Raw genomic sequence first — 23,027 nt, 5'->3', positions numbered from 1 at the left:
CCCTCGGGGAAGGTCGGGGAGCGACGACGGGTCTCGGGCCGGTCTCGGGCGCCGTTGCGCGGGCCGAGAGCCGGCCCCCCGCTTCGTCCGTGACCGCCGCTGCGGCACGCTCGGGCTGGTGCAAAGGGCCTCCCGGACGGACGGCCCCTGTGCCGCCCGCTGAGGTGTGACGCCCGGGGTTCGGGCGTCGACCTGCTGGGGTTATGCCCGTCCGCGACCCTCACCATGCCGTCGCCGCGCCTCGTCGTACGACTGCTCCCGCGCACGCCACGACGGGTACGGCAACTCGCGCTTGGTACAGGGGAGTTGAGGAATCCGGCCCGTCAGGGAGGTTGGTGCGCCCGGCGTACGCGGGTCCGCACGGGGGTCGCGCGGCGGTCCCGCGGTGGTCCTGCGGCGGTCCCCGCGGTGACCCGGCGGCGGCTCCGCGGCGGTCCCGCGGTGGTCGTCAGCCGCCGAAGCGGCGGTGGCGGGCGGCGTAGTCCCGCAGCGCGCGGAGGAAGTCGACCTTGCGGAAGGCGGGCCAGAAGACCTCGCAGAAGTAGTACTCCGAGTGGGCCGTCTGCCAGAGCATGAAGCCGGACAGCCGCTGCTCCCCGCTGGTGCGGATCACCAGGTCGGGGTCCGGCTGGTCCCCGGTGTAGAGGTGACGCCCGATCAGCTCGACGTCCAGGGTCTCGGCGACCTGGTCCAGGGTCACGCCGCGCGCGGAGGCGTCCTGGAGCACCGACCGCACCGCGTCGACGATCTCCTGCCGCCCGCCGTAGCCGATGGCAACGTTGACGAGTATCCCCTGGTTGCCCGCGGTGGCCTCCTCGGCCTCCTTGAGCGTGCGCCGCATCCCGTCCGGCAGCAGGTCCGTGGTGCCGACGTGGTGGATGCGCCAGCGCCCGTCCGCGGCCAGCGAGGTCACCACGCCCTCGATGATGCCGAGCAGCGGGACGAGTTCCTCCTGCGGACGGTCGAAGTTGTCCGTGGAGAGCAGCCAGAGGGTGACGACCTCGACGTCGGTCTCGGCGCACCAGCCGAGGAACTCCTCGATCTTCTCCGCGCCGGCCTGGTGACCCTCGACGGTGGTGCCGCCGGCCGCCTTCGCCCAGCGCCGGTTGCCGTCCATGATCACGCCGATGTGCTTGGGCACCTGGTCGTGGTCGAGGTGGCCCTCGACGCGGCGTGCGTAGACCCTGACAAGCAGGCGGCGAAGGTTGTCGCGCAGCTTCACGTGAATGTCAGCCCCTCCGTGCGGGATCCCCCGGGAAGCGTACCCCTGTCATGCACCGCCCCGGCCCGCCCCCTGGGGCCCGAGGCCCTGCGCGCACCGGACGGCCGGGGCAAAGAAAAACGGGCCGGTCCGTGGGGGGGAGACGGACCGGCCCGAGGGGGGGAGTTCCACCATAACCCTTCGTAAGGGATGGCGCGTACATTGGCGGCAAACAACTACTCTCCGAAGTCGCACGACGACGCGGCGCGTAGCGCAAAACGCGCATTTCCTCCTCTCCGCTTGGCAGTGGAAGGCTGATTGTCCATCCCTGAGGCCGACATCACATTTCATTCTAAGGCTTCACCCTCCCCCCACCCGTTGATTCCCAGACCACCGTCCCATCAGGCCCCACGCGTCCCACATCCCCCGTCCGGGGGATGCCCGACACGCCGGGGCTGACGTGTTCCGCGTGTCAGAGCCGGATCCGCGCCCGGAGCGGGAGGTGGTCGCTCGCGGTGGGGGGCAGGGGCTCGACGGCGATGCCCCGGGCGCCGCGGGCGAGGACCTGGTCGATGCGGGCGACGGGGAGGTCGGCGGGCCAGGTGAAGGAGAGCCCGTGGACGGGGGCGGGGAGGCGGGAGGTGAGGGGGTCGAGGCCGCGGTCGTCGAGGGTGGCGTTGAGGTCGCCGAGGAGGAGGACGCGCGGGGAGCGCTCCGCGTCGAGGGCGGCGGCGAGCAGGCGGGCGCTCTCGTCGCGGCGGGCGGAGGTCAGGCCGGCGGTCGGGGAGACCCGGACGGACGGGAGGTGGGCGACGTGCACGGCGATCCCGCCGTGTGCCGGGAGCCGCACGGTGGCGCGCAGGGCCCGCTGCCAGGACGGGTCGACGCCGGAGGGGCGGATGTCGACCGGGCGGACGTCGGTGAGCGCGTGGCGGGAGAACAGGGCGACCGTGCCGTGGACGGCGTGGTGCGGGTGGTCCGCGGCCAGGGCGGTCCGGAGCGCGGGCAGTGCCGCCGGGGTGACCTCCTGCAGGGCGATCAGGTCGGGCCGGGGCTCGGACGTGGCGAGGGCGCGGGCCGTGGCGGCCGGGTCGGGGTTCTCGTCGCTCATGTTGTGCTGGACGACGACGAGGTCCTGGCCGCTCTCCCGCCACGGGAGCAGGTGCGGGCCGAAGAGCCACGCCCAGGCCACGGCGGGGAGCAGTACCGCGGTCACGGCGGCCGCGGTGCGGCGGCGGAGCAGGACCAGGAGCAGCAGCGGCGGGACGGCCGGTCCCAGCCAGGGCAGGAAGGTCTCGAGCAGGCTGCCGAGTCGGGGACCGGCGTTGGGTACCAGCGCGTGCCCCGTGAGCAGGGCGAACACCAGCAGGGCGAGCGCGGCGGGGGCGTGCCGCCGTATCGGGATGCGGGCCATGTGGGGGCAGGACGCGTGCGGGAGCGGTGCGGTTCCACCGGGCCGCCCTGGCCGCGTTGGCCGGCTCGGCCGCGTTGGCCGGCTCGGCCGCGTTGGCCGGCTCGGCCGCACCGGCCACCCGGGCCGCCCTGGCCGCACCGGCCGCCCGGCCCGTGGTCAGTCCTTGCGGTGGTGGAGGAGGACGACGCCGTTGGAGAAGGTGCGGGTGTCGACGAGGGTGAGGCCGGTGCGGAGGGAGTCCAGCTCGGGGAAGAGCCGGCGGCCCCCGCCGACGAGCACCGGGTTGACGTAGAGGTGGAACTCGTCGACCAGCCCGTGCCGGAGGAACGACTCGGCGAGCACGGCGCCGCCGACGAAGAGCGGTCCGCCGGGCTGCTCCTTGAGGGCGCGCACCTCCTCGGGGACGACCTCGCGGACCAGGGTGGCGTTCGGGCCGACCTCGTCCAGGGTGCGCGAGTAGACGACCTTGGGGGTGTCCCGCCAGAGGGCGGCGAACTCGCGGGTCACCGCGTCGCTGTCCGGGTCCTGGTCGGCGTGCGGCCAGTAGCCCTCCATCAGCCGGTAGTTGTGGCGGCCGCAGAGGAAGCCTCCGGCGGGGGCGAGGTAGGCGTTGACCTGCCGGTGCACCTCCTCGTCGACCAGGTGCCAGGAGATGTCCCGGCCCGGCGCCTCCATGTAGCCGTCGAGCGACACGGACATGTTCAGGACCACGTTCCTCATGACCTCACGGACGCCTTTCGCTCGCCGCCAGCAGGTCGGCGGTCACCGCGGCGGGGTCCGGGTCCGGCTCACCGGTGGGCCACCACGCCCCGCCCTGTCGCAGGTATCCGTACCACCGCCCGTCGCGTCCCAGGCGCAGTTGCGGCCCCTGTGCCCCGAAGGTGAAGCGGTTGTCCTCCACGGTGAGCGCCGGTTCCTCGTCCGGCGACCACGCCTCGGCCAGCGCCGTCCTGGCCCGCGCGGTCTCCCGCCGGCCGGGCGTCCAGGGGCGTTCCAGCACCTCCAGGCCCGCCGCGCCGCCCGTGCGCCACGCCTCGGCCAGCAGGTCGGGGTCCAGGCCGAGGCCTCGGCGCGCCGCCCGGTCGGCCACGGCCTGCCGCAGCCGTTCCCGGGCCCGCGGGTCCGGGTGGGTGGCGGCGAGCCGGACGGTGTCCTGCCAGTCGTCCCACGGGGGCGGCGGCTCGGCGTCCCCGGCTCCGTGCAGATGGGCCAGGAGTTCCCGCGCGCGGACCGCCGCGTCGGCGACCAGGCGGTCCAGCGGGTCGGCCTCGATGCCGGTGGCGGGCGGATCTTCCATGTCGGCGGGGGGCGGCGGGAGCGGGGGGAGGTCCGGCAGCGGCAGCCGTTCGCGGGTGTACAGGGCCCGGCTGCCGCGGGGGGCCCGGGCGTCGGGCTCGGGCGGGCCGGCGGCGAAGGGGTCGTCGTGCTCCTCCTCGTCCTCCTCGGTTCCGCCCGGCTCCCCGGCGTCCCAGGGCTCCGTTTGCTCCGTGGGCTCCGTGTGGTCCGCGCCGTGCGTGCCGCCCGCGCCGTGCGTGCCGTCCCCGTCGTGCGCGTCGTCTTCGGCGTCCGACGGCTGCGACGGCTCCGCCTGGTCCTCCGGCTCCTCCGACTCACCCGGCTCCCAGGCGCGGTCGTCGCCGTGGGCCGTGACCTCCGTCATCGCCCGGAGCAGCAGCTCGGCCTTGAGGTCGTCCACCACCGCCTCGCGGGTCCGCCCGAGCAGCAGCGGCAGCAGCCAGGGGTCCTGGTCCAGCAGCCACGCCGTCTGGACGGCCAGCCCCGTCGCGTGCGGGCACGGGTGCTCCGGCGCGTCGCAGCCGCAGTGCGTCGCGAGGTCGCCGTGGCCGGGCAGCAGCGGCGCACCGGCCTCCTCCGCCGCCTCGGCGAACTCCGCGGGCAGTTCCTCCTCCAGCAGCGCCGCGGTCAACCGGGGCCGCGCCGCCGCCACTTCGAGCAGCCGCTCCCAGTCGGCTTCGTCGAGGACGGGCACGGTGAGTTCGGTCGGGTACGCGGCGGCGCCGGTGTAGCTGACGGCACGGACCCGGCCGGGGGCGACGGTGACGGCTCCGAGGCGTCCGGTGCGGGCGAAGGCGCGGCCCCGCTTGAGCGGTTCGGGCTCCGGCCAGATCTCCTCCACGGCGGCCGACCAGGCCCGCGCCCAGACGGTGCGGCCCCGGACGGGTCCGCCGCGCCGGGCGGGGAAGGCGGGGAGGGTCCGGGCGCCCGGTGTCCCGGACGGCGGTTCTGCCGGGTGGCTCATGCGGTGCTCCTCAGCGCGACCAGGTCGGCGAGTTCGTCGTCGGACAGCCGGGCGAGCACCTGCTCCCCGGAGCCGAGGACGGCGTCGGCGAGTTCCTTCTTGGCCTCCAGCAGGGCGGCGATGCGGTCCTCGACCGTGCCCTCCACGATCATGCGGTGCACCTGGACCGGCCGGGTCTGGCCGATGCGGTGGGCGCGGTCGGTGGCCTGCGCCTCGACGGCCGGGTTCCACCAGCGGTCGTAGTGGACGACGTGCTCGGCGCGGGTGAGGTTGAGTCCGGTGCCGGCCGCCTTGAGGGAGAGCAGGAAGACCGGGGCCTCGCCGTCCTGGAACCGCCGTACCAGCCGCTCCCGTTCGGCGACCGGTGTGCCGCCGTGGAGGAGCAGCGCGGGGATCCCGCGCGCGGTGAGGTGGCGTTCCAGGAGCCGGGCCATGGTGACGTACTGGGTGAAGACCAGGGCCGCGCCGTCCTCGGCGATGATCGTGCCGAGCAGTTCGTCCAGCAGCTCCAGCTTGCCCGACCTGCCCGCCAGCCGGGCCGCGTCCGGGTCCTCCTTGAGGAACTGCGCGGGGTGGTTGCAGATCTGCTTGAGCGAGGTGAGCAGCCGCAGCACCATTCCGGCGCGGGCGAACGCCCCTTCGCCGCGCTCCGGTTCACCCGCGGCGCGGATCCGGGCCATGGCCCGGTCAACCTGGGCGCGGTAGAGCGCGGCCTGCTCGGCGGTGAGCGGAACGGGGCGGTCGGTCTCGGTCTTGGGCGGCAGCTCGGGGGCGATGCCGGGGTCGCTCTTGCGGCGCCGCAGGAGGAACGGGCTGACCAGCGCCGCCAGTTGCTCGGCGGCGGGCAGCTCGCCCGCGCCGGCGCCGGCCGGCGGGGCGGTTCCGGCGCGTTCGGCGTCGATGCGGGCGATCCAGCGGCGGCGGAAGCGGGCGTGGCCGCCCAGCAGGCCGGGGGTGGTCCAGTCGAGGATCGCCCAGAGTTCGGAGAGGTTGTTCTCGACCGGGGTGCCGGTGAGGGCGATCCGGACGGCGTCCTGGCCGATGCGGCGCAGCGCCTTCGCCGTGGAGGAGTACGCGTTCTTGACGTGCTGGGCCTCGTCGGCGACGACCAGGTCCCAGCCCACCTCGGCCAGGCGCGGCGCGTCCAGGCGCATGGTGCCGTAGGTGGTGAGGACGAAACCGTCCTCGACGCCCTCCAGGGTGCGGCCGGGGCCGTGGTGGCGGCGGACCGGGACGCCCGGGGCGAAACGCTTCACCTCCCGCTCCCAGTTGCCGAGCAGGGAGGCGGGGCAGACCACCAGGGTGGGTCCGCCGGTGGCCTCGCCTCGCTCGCGGCGCAGCAGGTGGAGGGCGATGAGCTGCACGGTCTTGCCGAGGCCCATGTCGTCGGCGAGGCAGCCGCCGAGTCCGAGCGAGGTGAGCCGGTGCAGCCAGGTCAGGCCGCGGAGCTGGTAGTCGCGCAGGGTGGCGTCGAGCGCGGCCGGGGGGTCGAGGAGGTCCGTGTCGTCGCCCCGGCCGGGTGCGGTGAGGCGGCGGGCGATCTCCACCAGCCGGTCGTCGGGCAGCACGGGCACCTCGGCGCCGTGCACCTCGGTGCCGCCGGTGAGCGCGGCGGCCAGCGCCTCGACGGCGGTCAGGGGGCGCAGGCCGCCCCGGTCGCGGACGGTGCGGGCGGGGGCGTCGCCGATCAGCACCCACCGGCCGCGCAGCCGGACGGCGGAGCCCCCCGCCTCCACCACGGCGGTGACCTCGGCCGCCTCCTCCTCGGTGAGCGGGTCGTCGTCCAGGCAGAGCTGCCAGCTCAGGTGGACGGGGCCGGCCTGCCGGGCCTCAAGGGCCTGCCGGGCTTCCTGGGCCTCCTGACCCTCCCCGTCCTTGTTCTCCTCCCCGGCCCCGGCCGTGCCCGGGCGGCCGAAGAAGGGCCCGGCGTCCCCGGCGCCGCCGGGCACGGGGCCGGCCACCGCGCGGGCGGTGAGGGCGCCGGCCTGCGCGCCCGCCGGGCGGACGACCTCGACGCCGTGCGCCGCCAGCCGGTCACCGACCGGGCCCAGCAGCTCGCGCAGTTCGCGGGGGGTGAGGTCGAGGGCGCGGGGCACCGGCAGCAGGCGCTCCAGCGGCGGCCACACGTCGGCGGCGCGGCGCAGGGCGCGGACCATGTCCGTCTGCGCGGCGGGTCCCAGCGCGTGGTCGGCGCCGGCGAACAGGGCGTCGGCGTCCATCGCGACGGTGGGGTCGGCGAGGCTGTGGGCGCGCGGGACCAGGCGGGTGGCGGGAGCGTTGCGGGAGGCGTCGCCCGGACCGGGCTGCTCGACGATCTCGATCCGCAGCGAGACCCGTACCCCGGAGTCGACGCCGGAGGAGATCTCGTCGGCCCAGGCCCGTAGTTGCGGCACGTACTGCGGCTCGACGGCGGCGAAGGCGGCGCGTCCGGTGGCGGTCCGGGCGGCGGGGGTGCGGGGCAGGGTGTCGGCGACGGCGTCCAGGAAACCGCGCACCAGGGCCGTCACGTCCGCGTCGGGCCCGGCGACCGCCTCCGGCGGGACGGCGCGCACCAGTTCCCGCAGCCGCTCCACGTCCTCCGCGTCGAAGGGGCCGGCCCGCCAGGTGTCGTACCCGCCCGGCGAGACGCCGGGCAACGCCCGCTCCCTGGCGAGGAGTTGCAGGCCGAGGGCGAGGACTCCGCCCCAGAAGGCGGCGGCGGGGTGCGGGGCGTCCGCGGCCTCCCCGTCGGGTCCGCCGACCGGGTGTCCGCCCGGAGGTGTGCCGCGGTCCGGTCCGCCGCCGCCGGACGTGCGGGCGGGTGTGCGGGCGGGTGTGCCGGTGCCCGCGGTGGCGGACGGGGCGGGGGTGGCGGTCGGCCCGGCGGCGGACGGGCCGGTGGTGGCCTCGCGCCGGGCGAGGGCGAGGACGGGGATCGCCTCGCCGACGGTGAGCCGCAGGACCGGGACGGAGCGCAGGACCGGGGCCGCCGTGCCGTCCCGCACGACCAGCCGGGCCCAGCCGCGCTCCCCCACCGGGGCTTTCGGCGGCGGGGAGCCGTCGGGGCGGCGGAAGGCGACGCGCCCGGTGCGGGCCGGGTCCCCCGGTTCGAAGACCGCGGCACACCGCGCCAGCTCCGCCGCCAGGCCACGCGTCAACCACACCATGCGCACAGTCTCCCTCAGGGTGAACGGCGCGCCCGGCGCGTCGGCGTCGGCGGGCCTGCCGGATGCTCCACCGGGTGGGGGACGGCCGGGTTCCGCGGGGCAGGAGAGGACGTCGAACGGGCCGGCTGGTGTCGCCGTCCCCCTCGTCATGCGCACGACCTTAATGACGGCTTCCGCGGCCGGGGCGGGTTTTCCCGGAGTACCGCGACCGGGCCGCTCCGCGGGAGCGGGGGGCCCGGTCGTGCGGCGTGCCGGTTCAGCGGGCGAAGTGACCGCGGCAGTGCCGGTCCAGCCAGTCCGTCCAGCCGGGGGCGAGGATCTGGGCGGGGGTGAAGACATGGGTCTCCACCGCGCCGGTGACGACCTCGACGGTGTCCGGGCCCGGGGTGATCACGGCGACCTCCAGCTGGGCCTCCGTGCCGCTCCCCCAGTTGTAGGCCGGCGGGAACCAGTGCTCGTTCTCCTGCCAGAACGGCAGCGTCTGGGTCTTCTGGTTGCCCAGCATCCCGGCCTTCACCTCCGCCTCCTCCATGCGGAACCCGAGCTCGGCGAAGGCCTGCAGCACGGCGTCCTGCGCCGGCAGGGCGTGCACCTCCACCTCGTCGAAGTCGCCGCGGTCCACGGCGTTGTCGATCTCCAGGCGGGTGCGGACCGCGCAGCGCGGGCCCTTGACGCGCAGGCCGCGGGAGTGGGTGAACGGCATCTCCCACGGCAGGCGGAACGTTCCGTCGAGCCGGCGCACCTCACCGGCCTCGAGGGTGTAGGGGCCGGCGAGGACGTTCTCCAGCAGGACGTGCGGGTCGGTCCAGCCGCTCTCCGTCTCCTCCTTGTCCTCGAGACGGATGATCAGCTCGACGGCGAGCCGTTCGAGCTCCACGTCCGCGCCACCGCCGTGCAAGGTGACCGTGTACGGCAGTTCCTCCCCCGGGCGGACCCGGTCGCCGCCGAGCACGGTCTCGACCTTGGGCGCGTCGGCGCCCAGCGTCCGCAGGAACGTGCGCAATGCCATGGTGTCGTCTCCCCTCCCGGCGCCCCCCTTCGGTCCGCCGCGGGGCGACCCTAACGAGGCCTGCCGGTCCCCGTGACGGGCGGGAGAGGGCCTGTGGCGATCCTGCGACGATCTTCGGACGCGGTCGTCGCAGCCGCACCGCGACGCGGACAATCGCCCGCCGCGACGCGAGCGGTCCCGCGGTGGCCGCGCACGACGCCGCCCCGTCGTTCCCGCCCCGTCGTTCCCGTCCCGTCGTTCCCGCCGCGTCGTTCCCGCCGCGTCGGACGTACCGGCGGTGACGACGAGGCGGCGTGCTGCCGAGCGGTCCCCGGCGCGGGTCGGCGCCGTAGGCGGGCCGTCAGCGCGGGGAGACCACCGTGCTGTTGGCCGCCGTGCCGTCCGGCCGCTGGCGCACCAGCGCGTCGCGGATCTCCTGCAGGACCTCCAGCTCGGTCACGGTCACCGGCTCCGCCGCCAGCGCCTGCTGCGCCTCCTTGGCCTTGCGCCGCGCCGCCTGACGGGCCAGCACGCGGGACATCGGCAGGACCATCAGGAAGTAGACGACCGCGGCGGTGATCAGGAAGGTCAGGGTGGCGCTGAGCACCAGGCCCCACATGATCTCGACGCCCTGCCCCTCCTTGGTGCAGTCGCCCTTGACGCAACTGCTGTACCGCGCCAGGTCCATGGTGCCGAAGGCGCCGACGAGCGGATTGATCACGCCCTCGACGATCTTGTTCACGATGTTGGTGAACGCCGCGCCGATCACGACCGCGACGGCCATGTCGATGACGTTGCCCCGCATCAGGAAGGCCTTGAAGCCCTCCAGCACACTGACCTTCTCCTCGCTCACCCGAGGCCCCTTCCGTACCGAGAAGCGCCGGCACGCGTGCCGCCGTCCAGAACACAACGATCCCGAACCCTAGGCGGCGGGCGTCAGCCCACCACAATCCGGTTCGCTCGATCGAGTGGGCCGCGCGCGGCCTGGCGCCCTGCCGCGCATGCGCTTCCCGGGCCGGTTCTCCGCGGCTGTGTGGTGGGGCGTTCCCCCGCGAACCCGGCGTCCGTGCCGGGTTGCCGGGAAGGCGGGCCGCGCCCTGAAGGGGGTCCACCGCCGAGGGGGGAGAGGGGGTCGTCGGGGCCGGGGCGCAGAAGGGGACGTCGCCGTCGTGCGGCACGGGGCCGCACACGCCCCGTTCGGCGCACCCGGCCGCGACGTTCTCCCCTAATTGCCCGGACCCGCCGGATCATGCGCCGGAACGGAGGAAATCTTCCCGGTTCGGGCGAAGCCCCTGGTTGTCACCCGTTCGGCCGACCGCTGGAACTCACGCATTTTCACGCTCGTTCCCGGAACAAGCGTCGAACTCCTGTGGACGGCAGGGTGCCGGACAGGGGCTCTGCGAGAGGTGCGGGGCCGGCAGGCCCCGCCTGCGTGGAGGGAGTACCGACCGTGACGGACCTCAGCGACCATCCGCTCGCCCACCGATCCGTACTGACCGTTCCCGATGCCGACACCCTTTTCCAGGACGTGCGCCGGACCAGCGCCCGATGGCTGGAGAGCAGGTTCGGCGCCGCTCCCCTGGAACCCGGCCGGCACCGCCTGGACGCGACCACGGTGCTGACCAACCACACGGCCTGCCTCCCCGACGGCACCGAACGCGCGATACGCCTGCAACTGCGCGAGGAGCGGGACGAGGCGGTGTGGCGCACCACCATCACCGCCCTGGCCTCGGAGGACGTGGCCGCGGTGTCGGTGGGCCTCGAGGTGTTCCCCGACCGGCTCCGCGCCGCGGGCGCGCACCTCGGACCCGGCCGCCCCGAGCTGGTCCGGGACCTGGTGGCGGCGCTGCGGCCCGAGGACGGCTCGGCCCGGCTGACGCCGGACGCCCAGTGCGTGGAGGCCGGCGGGGTGGAGACGCTGATGGACGTGCTCTGCGACCCGGACCGCAGGCTGCCGGTCGTGGTGGCGGCGCAGCCGGTCCGGCCCGCCGCCGAGGGCGTCTGGTCGGAGCGGCTGGAGCGGATCGTGCGGCAGGCCGCGGGGGCGGCCTCCCTGTACCGGCTGGCCGACCTGGAGGCGGTGGACGCCTTCCGGGAGGCGATAGGCGAGGACCACGGGGTGGCGCCGGGCGCGGTGCGGACCTACCTCACCGACGTGGACCCGGCCTGGGGCAGGGACGCGTCACGGCACCGCTTCCTCAGCGCGGCGCGGATGTGCGACGCCGAGGACCGGGCCTGGTTCGGCATGGTGCGGGCCGTGCAGCGGCTGTCCACCGAGGCGCCGGTGCCGCGGCCGCTGCGGACGGTGCTGTTCCCGCACGAGACGGCGCCGCGCCCCCGCGCCGGCGCGGACCGCGGCTCCGCCGCCCCCGCGGCCCTCCTCCCGCCCGGCCCCGACGAGGCGTCGCGCCTGCGCCGGGAGAACGAGGAGCTGCGGGCCGAGCTCGACCGGGTCCGCGAGGACCTGCGCCGGGCCCAGGAGGACGCGGAGCTGTCGGCGCGCGCCATGGCGTCGCTGGAGGACCGGTACGCCGAGGCCGTCGTCCGGGCCGAGGAGGACATGGAGACGGCCCTGCGGGCGATGGACGGCGAGGAGGCCGCCCGGTCCGAGCTGTACGTCCTGCGCGAGCGGCTCTGCGAGGAGGGCCGTTACGAGGAGACGGTCGTCAAGGACCCGGCCGGCGCCCCCGAGTCCTTCCGCACCGTGTGGGAGCGCCTGGACACCCTCGACGGCGTCCTGGTCACGGCCGACCTCCAGCGCGCGCTGGAACTCGACGACGCCCAGCGCGGCCACATCTGGGCGGCCAAGGCGTGGAAGGGCCTCCGGGCGCTGAACTCGTATGCCCGGGCGGCCAAGGACGGTTTCAAGGGCGGCTTCTACCAGTACTGCTCCTCCCCCCGGTCGGGCGGCGAGTGGCCGCGCAAGCAGGTCGCCCTGGTGGAGTCGGAGACCACCATGAACCGGTGGGGCGAGGAGCGGATCTTCCCGGTGCCGGAGGCCGTGGACGCGTCGGGCACGGCGGAGATGCAGTCCCACCTGAAGATCGACAGCAAGGGGAGCACCTCGCCCCGGGTCTACTTCCTCGACGACACCAAGGGCATCACCGGCCGGGTCATCGTCGGCTACATAGGCGCCCACCTGACCAACACGCGCACCAACTGACACCCGGCGCGAGGCCCGGGCCCGCGCCTCACACGGAGTGAGCCTGATCACTCGGAAGCAGGGCAGACGGACAGCACGGGCGGGCGGCGGCCACGGCTCGGGGACGCAAGGCCGCCGCCCCCCGTCCGAGACGACGGAGACAACCGAACAAGGAGTCAGCCCATGCTCGCGATAGCCGGTGCCGTGCTGTTCGTCATCGCCTTCCTGATCAACGTCACCGAACTGGACACCAACGCCGTGTTCAGCTCCGGCAACCTCACCCTGCTGGGCCTCGCGGCCGTCGCCCTCCACCTCGCCGGTCTGGGCGGCCGCCGCACGCGCCACTGATCTCCGGGGCCGCCGGCTCCGGGCTGCCGGCGGCCCGCCCCGCACCACCGGCGCCGCACACCCCTGGCGTCGCACGACCGGCGCCGCGGACGCGGCGCCGCGCGTCCTGCCCCCGTAATGGACCGGACGCCATGCGGACAATCTGAGAAACTTCTGCACGGACGACCGATACCTGCCGACGACGTTCGCCCGCACCCGGGCGTCGGCCGGCACCCCGCCCATCCCGCCCGCCCGCCTCCGCGTGACACCTGTCACCCGGAGGCGGGCGGAGGAATGCCCCCGCTCCCGCGCGGGTTGCACGCGCGGGAGCACGGCACACGGTCGCCCAGTCACCAGCAGCAGCCCGGAGGTTTCATGGACACCGCGTCCGCCCGCCCGAACACACCGTCGCCCGAGGTCAACGGGGAACACGCCCCGCCGGTGACGACGGATCCGCCGGCGGCGCCCGCGGCCCCCGTGGACCCCGCGGCCCCCGTGGACGGCAAGCTGGCCCGCAACCACTTCACGGTGATCGCGCTGCTGCTCGTCGCGGCGTTCGTGGTGATCCTCAACGAGACCACCATGGGCGTGGCGCTGCCGCCGATCATGGACCACTTCGGCGTCTCGGCCGGCGTCGGCCAGTGGCTGACCACCATCTTCATGCTGATGATGGCCGTGGTCATCCCCATGACCGGCTTCCTGCTGCAGCGCCTCGGCACCCGCGGCTCCTTCCTCATAGCCATGGGCCTCTTCACGGCGGGCACCGCCCTGGCCGCCCTGGCCCCGACCTTCGGCGTCCTGGTCGTCGCCCGCGCCGTCCAGGCCAGCGGCACGGCCGTGATGATGCCGCTGCTGATGACCACCGTGATGAACCTGGTCCCGCCCGCCCGGCGCGGACGCTTCATGGGCAACGTCTCGCTGGTGATCGCCGCCGCCCCCGCCCTGGGCCCCACCATGTCCGGCGCGCTCGTCGGCCCCCTCGGCTGGCGCGGCGTCTTCGGCGTGATGCTGCCCATCTCGGTGGCCGCGCTGGTCCTGGGCGCGGTCATGGTCAAGGACGTCTCCGAGCGCAAGCGGCAGAAGCTGGACCTGCCCTCGCTCCCGCTCAGCGCCCTCGGCTTCGGCGGCCTGGTCTACGGCCTCTCCGCCATGGGCGAGGGCGGTGGCGCCCCCGTCCACCCGGCGATCCCGGTCGTCGGCGGCCTCGCGGTGCTGACCGTCTTCGCCTTCCGCCAGGTCCGCCTGCAGCGCACGGACGACGCCCTGATGGACATGCGCGCCTTCCGCGCGCCCGGTTTCTCCAAGTCCCTGGCCGCGATGTCCGTGGCCGCCCTGGGCATGTTCGGCTCGCTGATCCTGCTGCCGCTGGTCCTGCAGGAGGCCATGCACCTCGACCCCCTGTCCACCGGCCTGATCGTCCTGCCCGGCGCGATCCTGATGGGCCTGCTCGGCCCGGTGGTGGGCGGCTGGTACGACCGCGTGGGCCCGCGCCCGCTGGTCGTCCCCGGTTCGGTCCTGACCATCCTGTCCATGCTCGGCATGTCGACCGTGCAGCCGGACAGCACCTGGGTCCTGATCCTCTTCTCCCACATCGCGCTCTGCCTCGGCCTGTCGATGATGTTCACCCCGCTCTTCACCACCGCCCTGGCCGGCCTCACCCCGGCGCTGTACTCCCACGGCTCGGCGGCCCTGAACACCGTCCAGCAGGTCGCGGGCGCCGCCGGCACCGCCCTGTTCGTGGCCCTCTTCTCGGCCCGCTCCGAGTCGCTGGCCGACGAGGGCGTCAAGGGCGCGGCGGCCCTCACCGGCGGCGCGCAGCTCTCCTTCCTGGTCGGCGCCGGCGTCCTCGTCACCGCCCTCCTCATCGGCATCACCCTGCGCCGGCCCGCCCCCGTGGGCGGCGACGTGAAGGGCGCGATGCCCGCCGGTCACTGACCCCGTCCGGCAGACCTCCGCGCCCGCCTCCGCGAGCGCCGCTGCTGGAGCCGCCCGCCTGCCCCGCACCCCGGGCGGCGGGCGGCTCGTTCTTTTCGCCGTGGCCGATTCCCGCGCTTTCCTTCCGCGGCCCCGCCCCCGCGTGTTACGTCTGGTCACGTCCGGGCCGGTGACGTGAGGCGAACGAGGGGGACACATGGTCGCGGAGGCAGCGGCGCTGCGCCTGGGGAGCACGGTGGCGACCGCCGCCGCCCGGCTGTGGCTCGGCGGCAGACGCCGCGAGCAGGAGCGGCACCTCTCGATGGACGAGCTGGTCCGCACGAAGGTCGGCGGGCTCCGCCTCCAGCGCGAGGTCCGCAACCAGTTCGAGCAGATCACCGACGCCGTCTTCGACCGCCTCGAGCCCTACCTCGACCACGAGTTCCGCCGCCTGGAGGAGAGCTCCCGCGAGGCCGTCGTCGACGCCGTCTGCGACACCCTCGCCGCCGCCGACCTGTCCGACGACGCCATCCTCGCCGCCGACGCGAAACCGGCCGAGCTCACCCGCCGCATCACCTCCGCCGCCCGGCCACCGGTCGGCCTCGGCGAGGCGGAGTCCCGCCTCCACGCGGTCCTCTTCGCCGAGTGCGTCGAGTACTACGTCCACGTCGTCCGCAGCCTGCCCGTCTTCGAGGAGCGCGCCGCCGCCGAACTCCTGGAGCGGACCACCACCCTCGGGCGCGAGGTCGCCCAGCTCCTGCGCCGGCTCCCGGACCGTTCCCTGCTCGCCCCCGAGGGCACCGACCAGGACACCGCGTTCCGCCGCCGCTACCTGGAACTGGTGAGCTCGCAGCTCGACGAGATCGAACTCTTCCGCAGCTCCCCCGGCCGGACCGAAGCCTCCCGCGTCCGCCTGTCCGTCGCCTACGTCAGCCTCCGCGCCAGCGGCGACGACGGCCGCGGCGGTGGCCGCCGCCGCTCCCTGCCCCTGCTCCGGCCCGACATGAGCCAGTGGGACCCGGGCGCCGAGGACTCCGGTGCCGGCGCGGGCATGCACATGGAAACCGCGCTCGGCGGCGCGACCCGCGTCCTGCTCCGCGGCGAGGCCGGCTGCGGCAAGACGACGCTGCTGCGCCGGCTGGCCGTCACCGCCGCCCGCGGCGCGTTCACCGGCGACCTGGCCGCCTGGAACGGCCTGACCCCCGTCTTCGTCAAACTCCGCGAGTACAGCGGGCGCGCCCTGCCCCGCCCCGAGGAGATGCTGGACGGCGTCGCCGCGCCCATCACCGGCATCATGCCGCGCGGCTGGGTCGAACGGCAGCTCGACAGCGGCAACGCCCTCCTCCTCATCGACGGCGTCGACGAACTCCTCGACCGCGAGCGCCGCCGCGTCCGCGACTGGCTGCGCACGCTGCTGGCCGCGTACGACCGGGTCCACGTGGTCGTCACCTCACGCCCCGCCGCCGCCACCGCGGACTGGCTCGCCGAGGAGGACTTCACCCACCTCCAGGTGGACCGCATGACCCCGCCCGACCTCGCCGCCTTCGTCCGCCAGTGGCACCGGGCGGTGCGCGAGCTGGGCGGGGCGCTGCCCTGCCCCGTCGAGGAACTCCCGCAGTACGAGCAGTCGCTCCTCACCAGCCTCATGGACCGCCCCCACCTGCAGTCCCTCGCCGGCACGCCGCTGCTCGCCGCGATGCTCTGCTCCATGCACCTCAACCGCGGCCGCCGGCTCCCGCGCGACCGCATGGAGCTGTACCGCAACGCCCTCCACACCCTCGTCCACGACCGCGACGCCGAACGCAACGTCCCCAGCGCCGTCGACGGCAGGCTCAGCCTCGGCGACAAGCTGATCCTGCTCCGCGACCTCGCGTGGCGCCTCTCCGACAACAACCGCACGGAGATCGACGTGGCCCGCGCCGCCGGATACGTCGACGCGCGGCTGCGCGCCATGCGCCACCTCGATCCGATGGACGGTACGCAGGTCCTGGACCACCTCCGCGACCGCTCCGGCCTCCTGCGCGCACCCGCCCTCGACCGTCTGGACTTCGTCCACCGCACGTTCCAGGAGTACCTGGCGGCGGAGGAGGCCGCCGAGGAGGACCGCATCGGCAACCTCGTCGGCCGCGCCCACCTCGACGTGTGGCGCGAGACGATCGTCATGGCCGCCGGCCACGCCAACCGGGGCCAGCGCGAGGAGCTGATCAACGGCATCCTCGACCGCGCCGAGACGGAGCCCCGCCACGCCCGGGCCCTGCGACTGCTCGCGGCGGCCTGCCGGGAGACGATGCCGACCGTGTCGGACGCGTTGGCGGCCCGGCTGGAGTCGGCCGTGGACCTGCTCCTGCCGCCCCGGCGCAAGACGGACCCGCCGGCCCTGGCCGCGGTGGGCCCGAGCCTGCTGCGGAGGATGCCGACGTCCCTGGAGGGGCTGTCGGACGCGGCCGCGGTGCAGACGGTGCGCACGGTGGGGCTCATCGGCGGGGAGGAGGGGCTGCGGCTGTTGGAGGGATACGCGGCGCAGGACGCGCGGAGCGCGGTGGTGGGCGAGCTCATCACCGTCTGGCGGTACTTCGAGGCGCACCGTTACGTGGACCGGGTCCTCGCCGGTCTGCCGCTGGAGAACCACCACGTTTCCCTGGCTCACGCCGGCCAGGTGACTGCCGCTCGACGCCTGCCCCGACTGCGCCGCATCGACGTCACCTTCCCGTTGCACGACCTCCGCGAACTCGGGGACCGTCCCGCCCTCAACTGGCTCGGATTCGTCGGGCTCCGGGGCGAGATCGACCTCGCCCCGCTCGCCGCCTACCCCGCCCTGGACGCTCTCCTGCTGTGGTCGCCCACATCCTTTCGGGGCGCCCACGCGCTGGACCGTCTGCAGCACCTCGAGTACATGGGCATGCCGGCGGAGGCCATCTCCTCCCTCGGCGGGTCCTCCGTGTTCTCGCGTCTCCGCAACCTGTACGTCCTGTCGAACGACCCCGGGTCGGACCTCTCGCCGCTCAGCGCCTGCACGGAACTCGGCCTCCTCTCCCTCTCCTCGGTGGAGGACGGCGACCGCCTCCCGATCCCGGCCGGAGGCGGCCTCCTCGCCGCGATGTCCCGCCTGAGCACCCTCAGGTGCGCCTTCGCGGACGTCTCCGACTGGCTCGGGACGACCCCGCTGCCACCGCGGCTCCAGCGGTTGGAGCTCGACCGGTGCACACTTCCCGAGAACGCGTCGGCGCTGCTCGACCTCCCCGGCGTGGACGTCACGATCACGTGACTCCCGCACCGGCTGCCGCGGGGGCGCCTAGGTGCCCGCGGGGGTGGAGGCGGCGGCCAGGTCGGGGTCGGGGGCCTTCTGGAAGGTGATCTCCACGCGGCGGTTCTTGCGGCGTCCCTCCTCGGTGGAGTTGTCGGCGATGGGGTAGTCCTCGCTGTAGCCGCGGACCTCGTAGGAGACGTCCCCGCCCAGGTGGGCGGCGAGTTCGCGCTGGACCTGGTTGGCGCGGTCCTTGGACAGCTTCTCGCCGTGCGCGTAGCTGCCGAGGTTGTCGGTGAAGCCGAAGACGCGGACGGTGGTGGCGTCGTGGCCCTTGATCTCCTCCGCGATCGCGGCGATGCGGGACTTCGCCTCCGGGTTCAGGCGGGAGCTGTTCTTGGGGAACAGGACCTCCGCCTGGAGGGCGAGGGTGACGGTCGCGGGGGTGTCCTCGCGGCGTTCCTCGCCGCCGAGGTCCTCGACGACGGACTTGATGTCCAGCACCTTCGCGGGGGCGAGCTGGGCGCCCGGCTCCAGCCGCAGGCCGGATGCCCCGCCGTCCACCTCCGGCGGCGCGACGGACCTCACCGACCCGGGGGGTTCGCTCGGCCCGCCGTCGTCGGCGTGCGCGGGGGCGCCGGCGAGGGTGAGGGTGACGAAGACGGCGAGGGTGGTGAGGGCGGTGGGGGTGGGGCGAGGGGTGGGCGGCATGGCTACTCCCCCGTTGACAGGGCGACGGTGGCGGGCGGCATCGAGCCGACCTGGAACTTGACCTCGGTGGTGTCCTCGGGCGGTGCGGGGAACTGGGCGTACCAGTCCTTTGACTCGCCGGGGCTTACGCGGCTGAACTTCGTGCACAGACAGCGGCCGTTGGTGTCCCGCAGGACCAGATAGCGCTTCTTGCCCTTGTCATCCACCAGACTCGCGCCTGCCATCGAGACACCGTTTCCGGCAAGCTCCGTCTCTGCGCTCTGCCAGTCCTCGGCGTACCAGGCCCTGGATCCGTTGTTGGTGAGCGAGCCCGTAAGCGTGATGAAGCCCCCTGCATCACGGTTCGCGGAGGTGACTGTCACGGTGACGTCGCCGTCCTTGGACGTAGCCAGGACGGCCCCCTCCGACGGCGCAGAGGACTCAGGCGGGGCTTCCTCCGATGCGCCGGCTGCGCTCTTCGAGGGCTTCCCCTTTTCATCACCCCCGTCATCCGAGCCGCTGCAACCGGCCAGAGCGATGGCGCAGCTGGAGGCCACGACAATCAGGCCACGCCTGACTTTGCGGTTCATGTTGCTGGTGATCCTTTCAATCGGCCAAGTAGACGGAGAACAGCACTGCGGCGTCGGGCAGGTCGGCCGGGTCGAAGTCGTTCGGGTCCAGGGTCACGAGCCCTCCCTCACAATCCAGCTCAACCATCTCGGACTCTTGCGCATCGGCGTCGACTTGGCAGCGTGGTTGCAGAACAGCGGTTGCGGACGCCTCCGCGCTGGCACTCTCGGTGCCGGGAATGACCGACTCCCCCGCGGTGAAGTTGGTGCGAACGGCAACCCGATAGCCGAGGAATCCGTTCTGGACCACTGGTTCGGCTCCGCCTTGCAGCGTCGCGTCGTTCTCTGCAGCCAACTCCTGCGCTGCGGCGGTCGCCCCACTGCCCGTCGCCTGCTGCGGATCCAGCCAATCGAGCCAGTCCCCGTCGCCCGCCAAGGCAGCCTCAAGGCCGTCGATCAGCTCGTCGCGTGTCTCTTGGGCAGCGGCGAGAGCGGCAGCGTCCGCAGCGGTCTGGGCCTGATTCCGCACGGACGCTGCCTGAGCCCACGCGAAGAACGCTAGACCAGCGAACAGCAGGATCGAGGTGAGCCAGATGTAGAGCGGGAGTGTCTGTCCACGATCGCCGCGGACAACAGGAAGACGGCTCAGCCACCGCCGACCACACGCTGCACCGCGTCGCCGATGGCGTTGGAGATCATCCCGTCGAGACCCAAGCCGTCGATCAGCACGAAGATCCCCGCGACGATGATAAGGAGTCCGGCGTACTCGATGAAGCTCGCCCCCCGGTCCCCCCGTAGGCGGGTGAACGTGGTCCTGGTCCAGGTGTGGAGTCGGGTCATGGTGGGCCTCCCGTTGGGTGGGTGGGGTGGGGGTTCCTGTGGGCGGGGGCGTGGTCATTCGCCCCCCAGGATGGAACCGATACCCGTGGACGTGCCGAGGAACATGCCCGTGGCGATGAGGATCAGCGTCGCGGGGAGCATGAACAGCAGGGTCACGAGCGTGGCCTTGGGGATCGTCTTGGCGGCGCGCCGCCGCGCGTTCTGGGCGTCCGTGCGCCGCATGTCGGTGGCGATCTGGATGAGGGTCTCGGCGATGGGCGAGCCGAGCTCCTCCCCCTGCTGCAGCGCGGAGACGAACTGGGCGACCTGTTCGCTGTCGTTGCGGCGCCGCAGCTCGTCGAAGGCCTGGCGGCGGGGGACGCCCATGTCCATCTGGCGCAGCGTGATGCGGAGTTCGTCGGCCCACGGCCCCTCGTACCGTTCGGCGACGCGGTCCAGGGCCTGGCGGAAGGCGAGGCCCGCGGAGACCACGACGGCGAGGACGTCGAGGAAGTCCGGCAGCGTGCGGTCGATGACCTCGCGGCGTTCGCGGACCGCCTGCCAGATCTGCGCGTCGGCGGCGAGGAGGCCGAAGGCCAGCGACACCAGGGCCATGGGCCAGGACCGCGCGCTCGCGAAGACGAGGAACATGAACGCGCCGAAGAGGCCGTAGACGGCGCGGCGCGCGGCGTAGCGCTGCAGCGTCAGCCCTCCGGGGTTGCCGGCCATGTCGATGCGGCGGCGTTTGGCGTCGGCGCGGCGGGGACCCATGAGCCGCAGGACGGTGGGGGCGAAGCGCATGCCGAGGCGGTCGACGGCGGAGTCGCGGCGCCCGACGCGGGTGGCGCCGACCTCGAGGGCGAGGGCGAGGTCGTCGGGGAGCTTGGCCTCGGCGCGGATCAGGCGGATGCCGAGGAGGGCCCCGGCGACGGCCAGGCCCATGACGGTGGCGAGGAGGAGGGGCAGCAGCGGCGTGGTCGTCATCGGGTCACACCTCGATCCGTCCGAGGCGGCGGATGGCGAGGAAGCCGACGACGTACAGGCCGAGGGCGATCAGGACGAGGACCTGTCCCACGGGGGAGCCGGTCACCCGGGCGAGCGCGCCCTCGTTGGAGGTGTCGATCAGGAGCAGGGAGCCGATGCCGAGCAGCGGCACGGTCAGGGCGGTGGCGTTGACCTCGGAGAGCATGGTGCGAACCTCGCGCCGGGTCTCCTTGCGTTCCTCGAGGGTCTTGGTGAGGTTGCGGAGGGAGGAGACGACGGAGCCGCCGGCCTTGTTGGAGAGGACGAGGGTGGTGACGAGGACGACCAGTTCGCGGGAGGGGAGGCGCTCGGCGAGCTCGCCGAGGGCGTCGTCGATGGTGCGGCCGAGGGTGAGCTGGTCGGCGACGCGGGCGAGTTCGGAGCCGGCCGGGTCGTCCAGCTCCTCCGCGGCCATGGCGAGGGCGGTGCGCAGGGCGAGACCGGCCGCGGTGGCGTTGGCGATCAGGCGGGCGACGTCGGGGAGTTGGTTGATGAACGCCTCGATGCGGCGCTGCCGCTGCCAGTTGAGGTAGACGCCCGCGGACCAGAGGGCGACGAAGGCGGCGATGGGCCCGAAGAAGGGCGCCAGGACGGTGGAGGCGATGAGCCACAGCGCGACGGCCGCCCCGGTGGCGTACGCGGCGAACTCGCCGACGGTGACGTCCAGTCCGGTGGCGGCGAGGCGGAGCTGCATCGCGCGGCCGAGGCGGGTGCGGCGCAGGCGGCGGTCGACGGCGGTGAAGCGGCGGGGGCGGCCGCCGACCAGGCCGACGGCGCCCTGCTCGGCCTCCAGCCGGTCGACCAGGGCCTGCCGCTGGGCGCGGCCGGAGGCGTAGACGTGGACGCCGCCGACGGCGAGGAGGCAGGCGAGGAGCGTGGCCCCGAGGGCGAGGAGCGACCAGTTCACGTCAGCGCCTCCCGGGTGTTGCGCGCGTCGAGCGCGTCGGTGACGCCGTAGGCGGGCGGGACGGCCTCGTCGGCGAGGAACAGTTTGTCGGCGGCCTCCCGCGGGAGGGGCAGGTGCTGGTAGTGGCCGCGGACGACGCGGTCGGGCGTCATCGGCTGCGGGACGAACCGGGAGACGGTGGCGATGCGGTACGGCTGCCGGCCGCGTGAGACCAGCAGCGCGATCTCGACGACGCGGCGGGTGCCGTCGGCCTGCCGGGCGAGCTGGACGACGACGTCGACGGCGGAGTTGATCTGGTCGGTGAGGGCCTCGAAGGGGATGCCGACCTCGGACATCGAGCCGAGGGTCTGGAGCCGCATCAGGGCGTCCTCGGCGGTGTTGGCGTGGACGGTGGCGAGGGAGCCGTCGTGGCCGGTGGACATGGCCTGGAGCATGTCGAGGGTCTCGCCGCCGCGGACCTCGCCGACGATGATCCGGTCCGGGCGCATGCGCAGGGAGTTGCGGACCAGGTCGCGGATGGTGACCTGGCCCTTGCCCTCGATGTTGGGCGGGCGGGACTCCAGGCGGATCACGTGCTGCTGCTGGAGCTGGAGTTCGGCGGAGTCCTCGATGGTGATGATGCGCTCGTGGGAGGGGATCAGGCCGGAGAGCGCGTTGAGCAGGGTGGTCTTCCCGGAGCCGGTGCCGCCGCTGACGATGATGTTGAAGCGGGCGCGGACGAACGCGGCGAGGAGGAGCAGCATCTGCTCGTCGAGGGAGCCGAGGCCGATCAGCTCGGGGAGCGTGTAGGAGCGCGGGAAGCGGCGGATCGTGAGGGTGGGGCCGGTCAGGGCGAGCGGCGGGATGATCACGTTGACGCGTTCGCCGGTGGGGAGGCGGGCGTCGACCATGGGGTTGGACTCGTCCACGCGCCGGTTGACCGTGGAGACGATGCGTTCGATGGTCTGCATCAGCTGGTCGGCCGAGGCGAAGCGGAGCGGGAGGTGTTCGACGCGGCCGGCGCGCTCCACGAAGATCGAGTCGGGTCCGTTGACCATGATCTCGGTGATGGACGGGTCGGCGAGGAGCGGTTCGAGGACGCCGAGGCCGAGGGCCTCGTCGACGACGCGGCGGATCAGGCGGGCGCGCTCGGTGGAGGAGAGGACGGGGCCCTCGCGGCTGATGATGTGGCCCAGCACGCGTTCCAGGCGCGTGCGGCGCTCGGTGGCGCCGAGGGCGGACATCTCGGCGAGGTCGATCTCCTCGAGCAGCTTGGCCCGGTAGACGGCGACGAGGTGGTTCTCCTCGCGGTGGCCGGCGGCGCCGTCCTGGCCGGGCGCGGCGGACGGGGCGCCCTCGGGGCCGGTGGCGGCGAGGCGGGAGCGCAGGCTCATGGGCGGTCTC

At 74.0% G+C, this 23,027-nt stretch carries 18 protein-coding genes; 4 read left to right on the top strand and 14 right to left on the bottom strand.

Features of this window, described 5'->3' with window-relative positions:
• Positions 1-448: 448 nt before the first annotated feature.
• The 7 genes from ABZ836_RS01925 to mscL form a co-directional block, all read right to left on the bottom strand.
• A complete protein-coding gene (locus ABZ836_RS01925) occupies positions 449-1,222 on the bottom strand; it encodes an isoprenyl transferase (protein ID WP_356138414.1) in 774 nt (257 codons plus the stop codon).
• Positions 1,223-1,673: 451 nt separating this feature from the next.
• A complete protein-coding gene (locus ABZ836_RS01920; protein WP_356138416.1) occupies positions 1,674-2,615 on the bottom strand; it encodes an endonuclease/exonuclease/phosphatase family protein in 942 nt (313 codons plus the stop codon).
• Between the two features lie 156 nt (positions 2,616-2,771).
• Positions 2,772-3,335 (bottom strand): dihydrofolate reductase family protein, encoded by a 564-nt coding sequence (locus tag ABZ836_RS01915; RefSeq protein WP_361138344.1) that lies wholly within the window; start codon positions 3,333-3,335, stop codon positions 2,772-2,774.
• Positions 3,336-3,339: 4 nt separating this feature from the next.
• Entirely contained in the window at positions 3,340-4,875 is a 1,536-nt protein-coding gene (locus ABZ836_RS01910; protein WP_361138342.1) for a hypothetical protein, read from the bottom strand.
• Complete coding sequence (locus tag ABZ836_RS01905) at positions 4,872-8,021, bottom strand: SNF2-related protein (RefSeq protein WP_361138340.1); 3,150 nt, start codon at positions 8,019-8,021, stop codon at positions 4,872-4,874. The genes ABZ836_RS01910 and ABZ836_RS01905 overlap by 4 nt, the downstream gene beginning before the upstream one ends.
• 256 nt (positions 8,022-8,277) lie before the next feature.
• On the bottom strand, positions 8,278-9,030 hold the full coding sequence (locus tag ABZ836_RS01900) for a sporulation protein (protein ID WP_356138421.1): 753 nt from the start codon (positions 9,028-9,030) through the stop codon (positions 8,278-8,280).
• Positions 9,031-9,370: 340 nt separating this feature from the next.
• Complete coding sequence (mscL, locus tag ABZ836_RS01895; RefSeq protein WP_356138423.1) at positions 9,371-9,862, bottom strand: large conductance mechanosensitive channel protein MscL; 492 nt, start codon at positions 9,860-9,862, stop codon at positions 9,371-9,373.
• Positions 9,863-10,459: 597 nt separating this feature from the next.
• On the opposite strand from mscL, the gene ABZ836_RS01890 reads away from it, so the two are divergent.
• From ABZ836_RS01890 to ABZ836_RS01875, 4 genes are all read left to right on the top strand, one after another.
• The gene (locus ABZ836_RS01890) at positions 10,460-12,172 is read left to right on the top strand and encodes a hypothetical protein (RefSeq protein WP_356138425.1); all 1,713 of its coding nucleotides are present in this window, start codon (positions 10,460-10,462) and stop codon (positions 12,170-12,172) included.
• Positions 12,173-12,334: 162 nt separating this feature from the next.
• On the top strand, positions 12,335-12,499 hold the full coding sequence (locus tag ABZ836_RS01885) for a hypothetical protein (protein ID WP_356138426.1): 165 nt from the start codon (positions 12,335-12,337) through the stop codon (positions 12,497-12,499).
• A gap of 354 nt (positions 12,500-12,853) precedes the next feature.
• Positions 12,854-14,413 carry a DHA2 family efflux MFS transporter permease subunit gene (locus tag ABZ836_RS01880; RefSeq protein WP_361138334.1) on the top strand — a complete coding sequence of 520 codons (1,560 nt, stop codon included), beginning with the start codon at positions 12,854-12,856 and terminating at the stop codon, positions 14,411-14,413.
• Positions 14,414-14,609: 196 nt separating this feature from the next.
• The gene (locus ABZ836_RS01875; protein ID WP_361138332.1) at positions 14,610-17,657 is read left to right on the top strand and encodes an NACHT domain-containing protein; all 3,048 of its coding nucleotides are present in this window, start codon (positions 14,610-14,612) and stop codon (positions 17,655-17,657) included.
• Positions 17,658-17,684: 27 nt separating this feature from the next.
• Here the strand turns inward: ABZ836_RS01875 and ABZ836_RS01870 are convergent, their stop codons facing one another.
• From ABZ836_RS01870 to ABZ836_RS01840, 7 genes are read right to left on the bottom strand one after another with little or no spacing between them, the layout of a single operon-like run.
• Complete coding sequence (locus ABZ836_RS01870) at positions 17,685-18,347, bottom strand: OmpA family protein (protein ID WP_356138432.1); 663 nt, start codon at positions 18,345-18,347, stop codon at positions 17,685-17,687.
• Positions 18,348-18,349: 2 nt separating this feature from the next.
• A complete protein-coding gene (locus ABZ836_RS01865) occupies positions 18,350-18,916 on the bottom strand; it encodes a hypothetical protein (RefSeq protein WP_356138433.1) in 567 nt (188 codons plus the stop codon).
• Positions 18,917-18,932: 16 nt separating this feature from the next.
• Positions 18,933-19,544: a pilus assembly protein TadG-related protein gene (locus ABZ836_RS01860; protein ID WP_361138544.1), complete on the bottom strand. Its 612-nt coding sequence runs from the start codon at positions 19,542-19,544 to the stop codon at positions 18,933-18,935.
• Positions 19,541-19,735 (bottom strand): hypothetical protein, encoded by a 195-nt coding sequence (locus tag ABZ836_RS01855; protein WP_356138435.1) that lies wholly within the window; start codon positions 19,733-19,735, stop codon positions 19,541-19,543. The genes ABZ836_RS01860 and ABZ836_RS01855 overlap by 4 nt, the downstream gene beginning before the upstream one ends.
• A 54-nt stretch (positions 19,736-19,789) precedes the next feature.
• Positions 19,790-20,698, bottom strand: coding sequence for a DUF5936 domain-containing protein (locus ABZ836_RS01850; RefSeq protein WP_356138437.1), 909 nt, complete (start codon positions 20,696-20,698; stop codon positions 19,790-19,792).
• A gap of 4 nt (positions 20,699-20,702) precedes the next feature.
• Entirely contained in the window at positions 20,703-21,644 is a 942-nt protein-coding gene (locus ABZ836_RS01845) for a type II secretion system F family protein (RefSeq protein WP_361138329.1), read from the bottom strand.
• Positions 21,641-23,017: a CpaF family protein gene (locus ABZ836_RS01840; RefSeq protein WP_356138441.1), complete on the bottom strand. Its 1,377-nt coding sequence runs from the start codon at positions 23,015-23,017 to the stop codon at positions 21,641-21,643. Before ABZ836_RS01840 ends, ABZ836_RS01845 begins: the two co-directional genes overlap by 4 nt.
• Positions 23,018-23,027: the final 10 nt, after the last annotated feature.

Origin of the sequence: Streptomyces sp. NPDC047130, assembly GCF_040643475.1 — a bacterium.
GTDB lineage: Bacteria > Actinomycetota > Actinomycetes > Streptomycetales > Streptomycetaceae > Streptomyces.
This window is presented reverse-complemented; position numbering and strand designations above follow the sequence as displayed.

Excerpts from the sequence above, each read along its gene's own strand:
- ABZ836_RS01920 (WP_356138416.1), bottom strand. The coding sequence starts at position 2,615 with ATGGCCCGCATCCCGATACGGCGGCACGCCCCCGCCGCGCTCGCCCTG.
- ABZ836_RS01915 (WP_361138344.1), bottom strand. The coding sequence starts at position 3,335 with ATGAGGAACGTGGTCCTGAACATGTCCGTGTCGCTCGACGGCTACATG.
- ABZ836_RS01910 (WP_361138342.1), bottom strand. The coding sequence starts at position 4,875 with ATGAGCCACCCGGCAGAACCGCCGTCCGGGACACCGGGCGCCCGGACC.
- ABZ836_RS01905 (WP_361138340.1), bottom strand. The coding sequence starts at position 8,021 with ATGGTGTGGTTGACGCGTGGCCTGGCGGCGGAGCTGGCGCGGTGTGCC.
- ABZ836_RS01900 (WP_356138421.1), bottom strand. The coding sequence starts at position 9,030 with ATGGCATTGCGCACGTTCCTGCGGACGCTGGGCGCCGACGCGCCCAAG.
- ABZ836_RS01885 (WP_356138426.1), top strand. The coding sequence starts at position 12,335 with ATGCTCGCGATAGCCGGTGCCGTGCTGTTCGTCATCGCCTTCCTGATC.
- ABZ836_RS01880 (WP_361138334.1), top strand. The coding sequence starts at position 12,854 with ATGGACACCGCGTCCGCCCGCCCGAACACACCGTCGCCCGAGGTCAAC.
- ABZ836_RS01875 (WP_361138332.1), top strand. The coding sequence starts at position 14,610 with ATGGTCGCGGAGGCAGCGGCGCTGCGCCTGGGGAGCACGGTGGCGACC.
- ABZ836_RS01870 (WP_356138432.1), bottom strand. The coding sequence starts at position 18,347 with ATGCCGCCCACCCCTCGCCCCACCCCCACCGCCCTCACCACCCTCGCC.
- ABZ836_RS01865 (WP_356138433.1), bottom strand. The coding sequence starts at position 18,916 with ATGAACCGCAAAGTCAGGCGTGGCCTGATTGTCGTGGCCTCCAGCTGC.
- ABZ836_RS01855 (WP_356138435.1), bottom strand. The coding sequence starts at position 19,735 with ATGACCCGACTCCACACCTGGACCAGGACCACGTTCACCCGCCTACGG.
- ABZ836_RS01850 (WP_356138437.1), bottom strand. The coding sequence starts at position 20,698 with ATGACGACCACGCCGCTGCTGCCCCTCCTCCTCGCCACCGTCATGGGC.
- ABZ836_RS01840 (WP_356138441.1), bottom strand. The coding sequence starts at position 23,017 with ATGAGCCTGCGCTCCCGCCTCGCCGCCACCGGCCCCGAGGGCGCCCCG.